8 protein-coding genes are annotated in these 13224 nt (G+C 56.3%); all 8 read right to left on the reverse strand.

Annotation, left to right across the window (positions count from 1 at the left end; all coding sequences use genetic code 11):
- Positions 1 to 48: 48 nt before the first annotated feature.
- A complete protein-coding gene (locus AD948_RS13310; RefSeq protein ID WP_061472345.1) occupies positions 49 to 1029 on the reverse strand; it encodes a CmpA/NrtA family ABC transporter substrate-binding protein in 981 nt (326 codons plus the stop codon).
- A complete protein-coding gene (locus tag AD948_RS13315) occupies positions 1026 to 1640 on the reverse strand; it encodes an ANTAR domain-containing response regulator (RefSeq protein ID WP_061472346.1) in 615 nt (204 codons plus the stop codon). Before AD948_RS13315 ends, AD948_RS13310 begins: the two co-directional genes overlap by 4 nt.
- Positions 1640 to 5632 (reverse strand): bifunctional nitrate reductase/sulfite reductase flavoprotein subunit alpha, encoded by a 3993-nt coding sequence (locus AD948_RS13320; protein ID WP_061472347.1) that lies wholly within the window; start codon positions 5630 to 5632, stop codon positions 1640 to 1642. The genes AD948_RS13315 and AD948_RS13320 overlap by 1 nt, the downstream gene beginning before the upstream one ends.
- 7 nt (positions 5633 to 5639) lie before the next feature.
- Positions 5640 to 8537, reverse strand: a complete 2898-nt coding sequence (gene nirB, locus AD948_RS13325) for a nitrite reductase large subunit NirB (protein ID WP_061472397.1) — start codon at positions 8535 to 8537, stop codon at positions 5640 to 5642.
- A 29-nt stretch (positions 8538 to 8566) separates the two neighbouring features.
- Positions 8567 to 10207, reverse strand: a complete 1641-nt coding sequence (locus AD948_RS13330; protein WP_061472348.1) for an alginate export family protein — start codon at positions 10205 to 10207, stop codon at positions 8567 to 8569.
- Between the two features lie 33 nt (positions 10208 to 10240).
- Positions 10241 to 11461 carry a nitrate/nitrite transporter gene (locus AD948_RS13335; protein WP_061472398.1) on the reverse strand — a complete coding sequence of 407 codons (1221 nt, stop codon included), beginning with the start codon at positions 11459 to 11461 and terminating at the stop codon, positions 10241 to 10243.
- A gap of 264 nt (positions 11462 to 11725) precedes the next feature.
- Positions 11726 to 12490 carry an RBBP9/YdeN family alpha/beta hydrolase gene (locus AD948_RS13340; protein WP_158307602.1) on the reverse strand — a complete coding sequence of 255 codons (765 nt, stop codon included), beginning with the start codon at positions 12488 to 12490 and terminating at the stop codon, positions 11726 to 11728.
- Between the two features lie 85 nt (positions 12491 to 12575).
- Positions 12576 to 13205, reverse strand: coding sequence for a peroxiredoxin (locus tag AD948_RS13345; protein ID WP_061472349.1), 630 nt, complete (start codon positions 13203 to 13205; stop codon positions 12576 to 12578).
- Positions 13206 to 13224: the final 19 nt, after the last annotated feature.

Genomic DNA, 13224 nt, shown 5'->3' on the forward strand with positions numbered 1-13224 from the left:
AAATTAAGCAGGATGGCTTCTTCTTATTTTCAGCAGGCGCTACATTAGTCAGACAGGGGATGAAGCCGCGGGAATAGGGCCGCTCCAACGCTTGAGCATCTGTTGCTCGACCTCCCCGATCCACTCAAGTGCTGTCATGTCACTTATGATCCAGTCGAGATCAGAGGGCAGAAGAGTGCCCTCGGAGAAAGTGACGCATTCGCGAGCCTCCCCGCCGGGCAAGATGGTGCGGGTCGAGGCTGGGGGTAATAGCAACCCTCCGTCTGTTATGGGAGCAGCCAGCGCCTGCGTAATTTCTTCATGATGCGTGGGCTTCTGGCAGAAGGAAAGCGCCTCCTGAACCGCAAGTGACATACGGCTTACCTTTTGTTCGCAAGCTAATAGTTTTCTTGATGCGACAAGGACCTTCTCAAGGTGACCGGGAAGGACGGTGGCCGATCCCCCCACCTGAAAAGCAAGTCCGAGTTGCTCTGCTTCAGTGCCCCATGGCGGACCAACACAACCGCCATCAATCGCGTTTTCCGCGAGTGCATGGATCATATCAGCGGGAGGCATGACGGACAGAGTGACCTCATTCTCCATATCCACATCAATCATCTTCAGGAACCGCCGGAGAATGAGAAGATGAGTGGAATACATATGAACAATGGCTATGCGCGGTTTCCTGCCGATAGCATTGCGCCAGATATCAAAAGCATTTCGGCCATGGGATCCTGCTTGCCATACTCCGCTAGCCGGGTTGATACCGCGCAGCATGATCGTGTTGCCGCCTCGGCTGATCCGTGCCAGAGGGCGGAGTTCGGCACCATGGCCACGGTGCCCAAGCGCCGTCATCATAGCGAGCGGCGCGAAAACAACAGCGGCATCCAGACGGTTCCACGCCAACCCATCGGCTATATTCGCCCAGGATGGGGAGACAATAATCTCGGTTTCCAGCCCATGATGGGCAAAAATTCCCTTTTGCTGCGCCATGATGACGGGGGCGCTGTCAGCCAGCTTCAGCACGCCAATCCGTAATGGTGCGTTCATGATGCCTCATCCTTTTTCTGCGCTGCCAGATATTCCTCGGCAACCACCGCTATCCGACGCGAGGTCTGCATGGCCCGGCGCTGGAGCCACCGGTAGGCCTGTGCTTCGTTGGCTTTTTCATTTTTCATGAAAGATCTCTTTGCCTGCTCGATAAGCCTGCGTTCGGCAAGGGCGATCTGTGCTTCGGTCAGTTCGTCACGTGTGCGGCGGAAACGGGCATAAAGCGCAATAGCGGCACGCAGAAGCGGCTTTACATCCCGCGGTAAGGCTTCAAGAACATTGTAGGAACACACGCCTGTATCAAAAGCTGTCTCCATCAGATCAACGTCATCTTCGTCCACAAACAGGGCAACGGGCCGCTCAAGCGCCGAACAGGACAGAGCACGAATGCTATCCAGCGCATCACGATCCGCCCTGTCCAGATCAACAAGCACCACGTCCGGCCCATAATCGCGTACGGCATCAATCAGTGCTTTATCGGGAGGAACGGTCAGAACATCCAGTGAAGCATCAGCATGCAAGGTTTCTGACAGCGCGTGTCCTCTGCGGGGATTTTCATCTGCAACCAACACCCTGAGGCGCGTGCCTGATGATTTTTTTTCCTCATTCATCAATAAACGTCACGCAGATAGCGGCCTTCACGTGTCAGATTGCTCACAAATGCGTCTGCATCACCTGAGGACAGATTGCCATGGCGCGCCACAATCCGGCGCAATGCCGCGTCAACATCCCGTGCCATGCGTGTTGCATCCCCGCATACATAAACATATGCTCCTTCCTTCAGCCAATCCCACAATTCTGTTCCAGCTGCTTCCATACGGTCCTGCACATAGATGCGCTCTGATTGATCACGTGAAAAGGCAGTGTCCAGACGTGTCAGTAATCCTGCCGCCAGAAAAGCATCAAGTTCGTCCTGGTAGTAAAACCCTTTTGCGGCGTGGCGTTCGCCAAAGAAAAGCCAGTTTCGGCCCGTGGATTTCCGTGCCGCCCGTTCCTGCAGGAACCCCCGGAAGGGTGCGATGCCAGTGCCAGGCCCGATCATGATCATGGCAGCGTCATCGTCCATTGGCAGACGGAAATGCGTGGTTGGTTGGATAAAGACCGGAATTTCTGCATCTTCCGTCAATCCTGCCAGCCAGTTTGAACAAATGCCGGGCCAAGGCGTGCAGCTTACCCCCATTGTCAGTTCAATTACCCGCCCAGCCACTTTTGGCGAGGACGCAATCGAATAAAGCCGTGGCTGGAGACGTCGGAACAAAGAAGCAACATCCTGCGCCGTAACGGTCAAAGAGGCCTCTTTCAGCAAATCAGGCAGGAAGCCGGGCGCACGCCCCCCAAGTGCAGCCAGCATGGCCGGATTGGGGCGTGTCAGATCAAGATGACGGACAAGCGCTTCACGTAGCTCTACTGTGCCGCAGCCACGCAGAACAATGGGCGTGTCCTCTGCAAGACCAAGGGCGCGCAGGGCCACTTCCACATGATGCTCCGGGTTGCGGGGCCATATGCCTAATGCGTCTCCGGGGGTCCAGCTTAACTCTGTCCCACTGACATCAAGACCAATGCGCCGTGTGTCCCTGTCATACCCCGTCGCACAGAGGCGTTCGTTGATACAGAGCCGCGCCATAACCGGGGCATCGCGAGAGCCTGAGACTGGGGCAGCTGGCTTTTCCACCTGCAGAGGCAAGGCCGGCAGCATAGCTTCCGTCTTGTCGGATGATAGCTGGGAAAAAGCATTCAGCAAAGAGCCCCGCCAAGCCTCCACCGTATCTTCAAAATCAGGTTCGCATTCCACCCTTTCCAGCAAGGGCGTCGCACCAAGTTCCATCAGATGCCCATCTAGCGCCCGCCCGAAGCCGCAGAAATTCGCATAGGAAGAATCTCCCAAGGCTAACACCGCAAAGGTCAGGCCGGACATGGGGCCTTTTTGCGTTCTCAGCATATCCCAGAACGGAGCGGCACAGTCTGGAGGATCACCATCACCGAAAGTGGACACGACAAAGAGAGCCGCGCCCACAAAATTGCTGGCTGTATCAAATGTATCGAGGCACTTTGCTTCTGCTTCGTGACCTGCCTCCCGTAACCAGGTCACGATCGTGGCGGCCAACCCTTCCGCTCGTCCGGTCTGGGACGCCCACCATACGATGATCTTCGGCGCAGTTGAGGCATTTGCCTCCTGTAGCGGCAAAACCTCATGGTCCGCATAGGTCCGGCTGTAAAGACCCGCGAGAAGGCCGCCAATCCGTGCCCGCATCTGTGCTGGCAGGGGAGCTGATGCGGGCAGTGTGGGCATTTCGCCTGCACCTGGCGGTGCCATTTCCAGTCCGTCAAGAAATCCGGAAAGCCACGCTCGCGCGTCATCGGACAATGATGCCGCGACTGGCTGATCCGACCGTTCCAGACCAAGATGACTGGTTAGCGCACGCAGCATCATAACGGAATGTCCCTTCCTGCTTGGTTCTGCCCCTTGGGGGGCTGGACATGCGGGTTTTTCAATACGTTCCAGCGCCACCGCGCAGAGTTTAAAGCCAGGTTGCAACGACAACGGATCAACTGCGTCCGGAGTGACGGAATTGACCGTCAGATCCTCTCCAAAGCGGTCGTTCCAGTGAAACGGTGCAAAACAGGTGCCGAGCCTTACTCGGGTGGAAATCTGGGCTGGCAAAACAATCTGCCCTCGCCGTGATGTGATCCTGACACTATCATCCTGTTCCAAACCCAGCGCCTGTGCATCACACGGCGCTATTTCCACAAAGGGACCGGGGTTAAGGCGGTTGAGGCTTTCAACCCGGCCGGTTTTGGTCAGCGTATGCCACTGGTGTTGTAACCGACCGCTGTTCAGCACGAAGGGAAAATCCTCGTCCGGCCATTCCTTGGGCCGCATCCAGGGCCGGGCAAAAAAGACCCCCTTCCCGTCCGGCGTTGCAAAAACGGGCCCCTTCCCATCGGGAGAAATATAGCGGATGGGGTGTCGGGCTCGCGTGTCGCCTGCAGGAGCGGGCCACTGCACCGGCCCCTTGTGCAGCCGTTCATGACTTACGCCCGCAATGTCATAACCCGTCTTCGGATTACTAAACTGGCTTGCTTCCGAGAACACCTCTGCGGCAGACGTAAAAGCAAAGTCTTTTTCGAACCCCATGGCCCGCGCCACACGTGCAATGATATCCCAATCCGCCAAGGCCTCTCCCGGCGGGGAAACCGCTTTTCTGGCAAGTGTCATGGTACGATCAGAATTGACCTGCACACCATCACTTTCAGCCCATAGGGCCGCAGGCAACACGATATCTGCAAAACGGGTCGTTTCGCTGTCTGCAAATGCATCCTGCACGATAACGCATTCTGCTACCTCCAACCCCCGAATGACGTGGCGGCGGTTGGCAACAGTCGCAACGGGGTTTGTGCATATCACCCAACATGCCTTGATCTCACCGCGCTCCATTGCCTCGAACATGGCAATCGCGCCGCCTCCCCCGGTTTCTCGTAGCGTGCCGGCAGGAAGAGCCCACAATTTTTCGGTAAAGGCCCGGTCTGCTGCCACGAGCGCACTGCGCTGGCCCGGCAGTCCCGGCCCCATATAGCCCATCTCGCGCCCGCCCATGGCGTTGGGTTGGCCCGTCAGCGAGAACGGTCCACTACCGGGGCGGCAGATAGCACCCGTAGCAAGATGGAGATTGCACAGCGCGTTGGTATTCCAAGTACCTGCAATGCTCTGGTTTAGGCCCATGGTCCACAGGCTCATCCATTCTCCAGCCTCAGCAATCCAGTGTGCTGCAGTCAGGATGTCTTCAACCGGCAGGCCCGTGATTTCAGCTACTGTCTGGGGTGCATACTCATCCAGAAAGGCTTCCATTGCCTCCCATCCCGTCGTAGCCCGAGCGATGAACTCTCTGTCTATTGCATCATTCTTCACCAGCACATGAAGAAGGCCATTAAGGAGCGCCAGATCCGTGCCCGGACGAATGGGCAGATACAGGTCGGCTTTTTCCGCAGTAGCCGTGCGGCGGGGATCAACAACAATCAGCTTCGCGCCCGCCCGTTTGCGGTCCATCAGCCGCAAGAAGAGGATTGGATGGCAATCCGCCATGTTCGCACCGATGACGAAAAACAGGTCTGTGCAGTCAAAATCCTCGTAGCTACCCGGCGGGGCGTCTGCCCCGAGGGAAAGCTTGTAGCCCGTGCCTGCGGCAGCCATGCAGAGACGGGAGTTGGACTCGATATGCTGGCTACGAACAAATCCTTTGGCCAGCTTGTTGACGAGGTACTGCGCCTCCATCGACATCTGTCCCGATACGTAAAAGGCAATAGCATCCGGCCCGTGCGCATCAAGGATAGCACGTAGCCGCTCAGCAGTTGTTTCAATGGCCTGCTGCATGGCAACGGGGACCACCTTTTCGCCCCGTCTGGAACGGATGAGAGCCTGATGCAGGCGCTGGTCGGACAGAAGCGGTTTGTCGCAGGAACTGCCTTTGGTGCACAGGCGACCACCATTTGCAGGATGTGCGCCATCGCCACGCACTTTCCTGATACGATCGTCCTCTACCTCAAGTATGACGCCGCACCCTACCCCACAATAGGGGCAGACAGTGCGAACTTCTTCCCGCGTCATGACTGAATCAGACCAGAACAGGTTCCGGTGCGGCTTTGATCGTCTTGGCCCGGATTTCTACTCTCCCGTTTTCTACGCGCGCGTCCCATGTCCGCAACTGGACGGTGGAGTCTTCAAGGCATTGGCCGTCTTCCAGACAGAAATGCTGTTTGTAGAGGGGAGACGCAACCACCAGTTGCCCCTTCAGATCACCCATCAGTCCTCGGCCAAGCACGTTGGCGTTTGAGAACGGATCATGGTTATCTATCGCATAGACCCGTGCAGGCGTCTCTTCCGTGCCAGGCAGGTAGAACAGGGCAATCTGGTTGCCCTCATGCCATGCCACAACCCCTGATTTTGCCACCAGGTCGGCTTGGCTACACAGTTCAGTCCATTGCGTTGGGCCGGCCGAGGCCGCAGTTTCGGGCATATTATCCGCCGGGCGAACCTGTTCCCGTTCTGGCAGGGTGCGTATGTTCGGGTCAGGGCGACCATCATTGACGAACGTCCGGAACCTTTTGAGTTTTTCACGGTCGGTCAGTGCATCACGCCATTCGCACTGATAGCGATCCACCACCATCTGCATCTGGCGCTCAAGTTCTTCGCAGATACCCAAGCTATCGTTTATGATGACGTCACGCAGGTAATCCAGTCCGCCTTCAAGATTTTCTCGCCAGACAGAGGTACGCTGAAGTTTATCTGCCGTCCGGATATAAAACATCAGGAAACGGTCAATGTATTTCACCAGCGTTTCAGCATCGAGATCTGTCGCAAACAGTTCTGCATGGCGGGGCCGCATACCCCCATTGCCGCAAACGTAAAGATTCCAGCCGTTTTCTGTAGCAATTACTCCCACGTCCTTGCTTTGTGCTTCCGCACATTCGCGGGTGCACCCTGAAACGGCAAATTTAAGCTTATGGGGAGAACGCAGACCCTTGTAGCGGTTTTCCAGATCCAGCGCCTTGCTCACGCTGTCCTGTACCCCATAACGGCACCATGTGCTGCCCACACAGGATTTTACAGTCCGGGTGGATTTGCCATAGGCATGGCCGGTCTCGAACCCGGCTTCCAGCAATTCGCTCCAGATATCGGGCAGTTGGTCCAGTTGCGCACCGAACAGATCAATACGCTGGCCGCCGGTAATTTTGGTATAAAGGCCATATTTCTTTGCTACTTGCCCAAGGACAATCAGTTTATCTGGCGTAATTTCACCTCCCGCTATGCGCGGTACAACAGAATATGTGCCGTTTTTCTGCATGTTGGCCATGAACGTGTCGTTCGTGTCCTGCAACGGGATATAAAGCGGGTCGGTAATGGGTTTGTTCCAGGCTGATGCAAGGATTGAACCGACAGCGGGCTTACAGATATCGCAACCAAGCCCCCCATTGCCATATTGTGCCATAAGCTCTTCAAACGTCTGGATTCCGTGTACGCGAACGAGGGAATAAAGCTCCTGCCGCGTATAGGAAAAATGTTCGCACAAACTATGGTCAACAGTAATGCCACGGGCTTCCAGTTCCGTTTCAAACACGGTTTTGAGCAGGGCCGAGCAGCCACCGCAGCCAGTGCTGGCTTTTGTGGATTGTTTAAGCCCCACAAGATCCGTGCACCCTTCCTCAATGGAGGAACAGATCGCTCCTTTTGTAACGTTGTGGCATGAACAGATCATGGCTGAATCGGGCAGCGCGTCGGCACCTAGCAGATCCGCCCCTTCCCCGCGTGGCAGAATCAGTGCAGCGGGGTCGGCCGGCGGTTTAATGCTGTTCTGCACATACTGAAGAATGGTGTCGTAATAGGCGTTGTCCCCCACTAGCACAGCCCCAAGCACGCGGCTGCCATCCCCAGAAAGCACAAGGCGACGATATGAACCGTCCATCTCCCCAATGAAGCGATAGCTCAGGCTGCCCGACGTGGAGCCATGCGCATCACCGATGGAGCCCACATCCACGCCCAGCAGCTTGAGTTTGGTGGACATATCCGCCCCGCAAAAGGCGGCGTCTTCTCCGGCAAGCGTGGAGGCAACCGTGCGGGCCATTGTGTATCCCGGCGCGACCAGCCCAAAAATCTGACCGTTCCAGCAAGCACATTCGCCAATGGCATAGATATGCGGGTCAGAAGTAAGGCATCGCTCGTCAATCACGATACCGCCGCGCGGGCCGATAGCGAGGCCGCAGTCACGGGCCAATCGGTCCTGTGGACGAATACCGGCCGAGAACACCACCAAATCAGTTTCCAGAAATGTGCCATCGGCAAAAACCAGCCGATGTCGGTGCGTTTCCCCTGCAATGATCTGCTGGGTGGCATGAGCCGTAAGGACATTGATCCCTAACGCCTCAATCCGTTGCTTCAGAGCCTGACCGCCCTCGTCGTCCAACTGTACCGGCATAAGGCGAGGCGCGAATTCAACAACGGCCGTGGATAGCCCCAATCCCGCCAAGGCATTTGCTGCTTCCAGCCCCAGCAATCCTCCGCCAATGACCACACCGTGTGCGGCTCCTTCTGCCGCGGCCCGGATCATGTCCAGATCATCCAGTGTGCGATAAACCAGTCCCGCTGTGCCCGTATTGCCGGGAACCGGTGGCACGAAAGGTGTGGAACCGGTAGCAAGGATCAACGTGTCATAAGGCAGCAGGCCTTCAGCACTTTCCACCATCCGCGCCTCACGGTCGATGCGCGTCACCCTTACGCCACGGTGCAGGGTCAGGCCGTGATGGGCGTGGAAATCATCCGCATGCAGCCGCAACGCCAGAGCATCCTGTCCGCTCATATACTCCGTCAGATGCACGCGGTCATAGGCATCGTGAATTTCATCGCCAAAAATATGGATCGCGCAATTTTCATGCAGCCCATGCATCACAAGTTGCTCGGCACAGTAGTGGCCAACCATCCCATTACCGATGACGACGATATTTCCTGTTTTGGACATGATCATTTCTCCTGTCGTGCTATCGGCGGTCAGAACTTGAATTCCATGGTTTGCATGTAGAAAGCGCCGTCCTTTGCGCCTGCGTGATGCATACCGTGTGAGGCGACAAAACCTGCGATGTCATGCGTCCAGGTCCAGTGGGGCGCAAAGTTCCACGCAAGCTGGGTCTGGGGTGTAGCTCCAATGAACCCGCCCGAAAGACCATTGCGCCAGCTATATATTTTTCCCGTGCCATACACCGCATCCTGCGTGCTTTCGCGCCAGAAAAAGGGAACGTGCAGCTTGAGATGCAGGTTCGCCAACGGTGCAGCCGCAATAACAGGCCCAATACCAATCAGGTTTTGGGATGTCAGAGCCAGTGTTACATCGTTATAGTAGGGCAGCGGAAAATAAGGGGTGGCGAATGTGCCGACCGCACCATCCTGACTATGGTAGGACCCACCTGAAAACACGTCCCCCTGCAAGGCAATGGATGGTTTGGCTTTCAGATTTTTTGCCGTCCAGCCGAACGTGCCATTAACTGCATAGGCCCGGACTGCCCGTGTGGGATTGTTACCGGCAGGCCGGAATTCTCCGCCCTGAAACACGCCAGTGAGGCTGATATCGAAAGGACCAACATTCCCCCATACCCGTGAACCGATATTGTCCCGGCGGGTCGATCCCGCCCGTGTACCTGTTGTGGTCGCCAAAGCGGCTGCTGCTCCGTTGAACAGGTAGTCAATGAAGAATACATCCGCAAAAATCTGGCTCTTCTGTCCCATGACCGAAAATTGCGGCAGCGCGGTGGAGGTATAGATGCCATACATCCGGGCGTTGTAATTCGTACCATCAGCAAACACATTGCGGGGAAGCTTGTTGGTCTGCATGAAATCGAACAGATCCAGCCGGAAAGATTTCCATACCGCATAACCGCGAAATCCATCCCACGATTGCTGGGCATTGGTCAGGTCCCGTGCGGACTGCATGGTAACCGGGGCATCCAGAAAAATCTGGCGACCACCGATCACGCCCATTTTAGCCCCCAGCATTCTGCCCTTTATTTCCAGAATACCCTGCTGAAGATCCAGCCGTTCACGCTGTACGCCGTTCTGGTAGCCGTAATAATTCGATCCTCCGGCGACACCCCAAAGAAACTCGGCATAGGCTCGTACGTGGTCCCCCAAATGGAGGTCCGCCCCATACTGGTTACGCAGCAAAATGCGGCTGGCGTCTGTTTTGCCCGCAGTTCCCATCATGGGCTGGTTCTCAAAGATGTAACGCAGCCGTTCTTCCCCGTTGAGGGAAAGCCAGATGTCTCCCTTGTTGGTCAGGGAAATGTGTTTCAAGCGGTTAAACCAGTCCTTCCGCCGTTGTTCGGGGGCTGTCGTAACAAGGTCGCTCCAGTCCTCCGCCCAGCGCGCCTGACCAAAACCACCGGCAGTTCCGAACCCGGCTGCCGCCCCTTTCCCGGCGTTGAATACTCCCCAGTCAGGACTATGCGGCAATGTAACATGGTGAACCGCCGCTTTTTCTGCCGGTGGAGATGAAGCCGACTTCATTTTGGTGGCCGTCACGCCAGCTGCAGGCGCGATGTCGGCCTGTGCCGCATGGCCCACATTCAGACTGACAAAAAGGGTGGTGATACCTGCCGTAAGCGAGGCTGGGCGAAACACTGCAGAGATACGGGTCACGGGACACGTTCCTGATTAAGTAGGGAGCAATAATTACGAAGACGCAGCAGCATCGGCCTCGGCCGACATGTGGGACTGCTCAGCCGTCCAGCGACGGCGGCACAGCCCGACACAGAGAAACGCCACCACCGTGATCGCGGCAAAGCCCAGAAAACCCGGACCGTAGGAGCCCGTAGCCTGGCGTGCGGCCCCAAGGGAGGATGCCAGATAGAATCCCCCTACCCCGCCGCTCATGCCCACCAGGCCTGTCAGGATACCAACCCGGCTCGGGAACCGTGTCGGCACAAGCTGGAAGACAGCACCATTCCCCAGACCCAGCACAAGCATACCAAGAAAAAAGGCAGGAAACGCAAACCAGATTGTCGGCAGGCCAAACCCGATCAGAGCAAAAATGACAGCAGCAAGTGCGAACAGGATGCTCAAAGCGCGTTCCCCGCCGATACGATCAGCCATTGCGCCCCCAAGCGGACGCACGAAGGACCCAACAAACACCACGAAAGCCGTGCAGCTTCCTGCAATGGCGGGAGGCAAACTGTACTGATCGTTGAAATAGATGGTCAGGAACGAAGCAAGCCCTACAAAACCGCCAAATGTCACGCCGTAGAAAAACATCAACAACCAGCAGTCGCTGCTACGCAGAACGGGCAGCCAAGCCACCAGCCCCCCGCTGGACCGACGCTGAGGAGGCTCGCTGGCGAGAAACAGAAAGGCAATCAGAACAGCGATCAAAGGCAGGGTTGCCAGCCCCAGCACATTTACCCAGCCGTAGAGAACTGCCAGACCGGGCGCAAAAAGGGATGCAAGGGCGGTGCCGGAATTACCCGCCCCGGCAATACCCAACGCCGTGCCCTGATAGTGTGGCGGATACCATGCAGACGCTAGCGGCAGAGCAATGGCAAACGATGCCCCAGCCACCCCTAACACCAGCGCCACACCGAACAATGCGCCATAGCTGTGTGGCGCAATCAGCCACGTCAGGAATAGCCCGGAAATGACAAGAATCTGGGCACCAATCGCAACCCGACGAGGCCCGAAATGATCGACCAGCGCGCCAGCCAGCACACGTAGCAGAGCCCCTGCCAGAACCGGGGTGGCCACAAGCAGCCCCTTCTGTCCGGCATTCAGGTGCAGATCATGAGCAATCGAAATACCGAGCGGTCCCAGCAGGACCCACACCATGAAGGAGACATCGAAGTAAAGAAACGCCGCCAATAGGGTACGCGGGTTTCCGGCCTTGAGAAATCCTTTGTCCACGTCATCGCATCCAGTCTCCACCAGCAAAAGGAACGGAGACGCCTTCTTCAGGCACGGAGACCATCGTTGGCCACCCGGGTGTCGTCGTGAGCGATTCTGCCATTTCCTTATCGTTCACCGCCATTGATGAACGAGTTAATAGGAAACCTGCGTCCTCTTTTATTTGCACACGGAATAATGCGATGTCAAAACATTTTGCTCATAACGAAGCTACTAAGCCCGGCGCACGCTGATGGTATGTGCATGTCGTAAGGGTTTTCTGGGCTATTGCAGTGTCTTTTTCGGATGCCGTGTCTGCCCTGCATTGCGCAGAACAATCGTTTGAGTCAGTCTGTCCAGAAAGAGCAACCCATCAATCCAGTATCCAAGGTCGCACTGATTCCCAATATGACCTTTCCGCCCCGCATCGACGAACGACGCCTGCCAATGGCGAGCAAGGGTTCGGGCACGCCTTACGCCAAGCCATGGATCATTTCTGCTTCCCACCACTAACGCCGGAAAAGGCAGCGGTGATAAAGGTATCGGACTAAAAGCGGCAACACGATGCAAATGCTCGGACGGCCCATTCTCGACGTCTGCAGGAGCAACAAGCAGCGCCCCAGCCACGGTACTGGGCAATAATCCCTGCTGCGCAGCGTGCGCTACCAGAAGGCAGCCCAGACTGTGGGCAACCAACAGGACCGGTTTCTTACTGTGCGTTACCGCCGCACACAGCGTCATCAGCCAGCTCTTGTAATGAGGTTTTGACCAAATTTCCTGCCGGACACGGCTGACGGCAATATCGTAAGAACTGAAGAGTTTCTGCCACTGGGACTGCCAATGCTCCGGCCCGGAACCATCAAGCCCCGGAACAATCACGATTTCAAACGGTGCCAGAGATCCTGAAAGATGCCGAAAAACTGCTTCTGGAACAGTCGTGTCCAACAAAGCCTCGCCTTGTGGCCCGCGTGCCCGACGAGACGCTGTTTTACGTCGGGGAGGAGACGGATATGCCGCCAGCCTCTGTTCGACGGAAGGCGGCATACTCATGGCTTTATGGGCCTCGAAGACCCGTTTACGTATACCCTGTCGCATTCACCCTCTCCCCCACTCGCAAAAAAACACTTCGGCTGCCTTAGGAGAGTTTCACCAGACGCAGATAGGGCTTGAGTGTTTTCCAGCCTTGCGGAAACAGCTTCTGTGCCTGTTCATTACTGACGGAAGGCGCGATGATGACGTCATCTCCCAAATGCCAGTTGGCAGGCGTTGTCACTTTCTGCCTGTCTGTCAGTTGCAGACTATCCAGCACTCGTAAAATCTCATCAAAATTTCGGCCTGCTGACGGGGGATAGGTAAGCGTCAACCTGACTTTCTTGTCAGGATCAATAATGAAGACGCTCCGGACCGTTACTTTCGGGTCTGCCTCCGGATGGATCATGCCGTAGAGTGTAGCCACCTTTCTGTCTGCATCAGCTAGAATTGGGAAATCAACACTACTCCCCTGAGTTTCGGCAATGTCGGCTTTCCACCCTGCATGATCTTTCAGTTCATCGACAGATAATCCCAGCACTTTTGTGTTTCGTTTGGCCCACTCCGGTGCCAGACGTGCCACTGTCCCCAATTCTGTGGTGCATACAGGCGTGAAATCCTTGGGATGACTGAAGAGAATTCCCCACGAAGACCCAAGCCACGAGTGAAAGTGAATGGGCCCCTGAGTGCTTTCCTGCACAAAATCAGGGGCAGTCTGCCCAAGTTGGATGGTCATAGAGGCGGCTCCAAATCAC

Origin of the sequence: Acetobacter senegalensis (assembly GCF_001580995.1) — a bacterium.
Classification (GTDB): Bacteria; Pseudomonadota; Alphaproteobacteria; order Acetobacterales; family Acetobacteraceae; genus Acetobacter; species Acetobacter senegalensis.

Bases quoted from the DNA above. Each gene is read 5' to 3' on its own strand.
- AD948_RS13310 (WP_061472345.1), bottom strand. From the start codon at position 1,029: ATGAACGCACCATTACGGATTGGCGTGCTGAAGCTGGCTGACAGCGCC.
- AD948_RS13315 (WP_061472346.1), bottom strand. From the start codon at position 1,640: ATGAATGAGGAAAAAAAATCATCAGGCACGCGCCTCAGGGTGTTGGTT.
- AD948_RS13320 (WP_061472347.1), bottom strand. From the start codon at position 5,632: ATGACGCGGGAAGAAGTTCGCACTGTCTGCCCCTATTGTGGGGTAGGG.
- nirB (WP_061472397.1), bottom strand. From the start codon at position 8,537: ATGTCCAAAACAGGAAATATCGTCGTCATCGGTAATGGGATGGTTGGC.
- AD948_RS13340 (WP_158307602.1), bottom strand. From the start codon at position 12,490: ATGAGTATGCCGCCTTCCGTCGAACAGAGGCTGGCGGCATATCCGTCT.
- AD948_RS13345 (WP_061472349.1), bottom strand. From the start codon at position 13,205: ATGACCATCCAACTTGGGCAGACTGCCCCTGATTTTGTGCAGGAAAGC.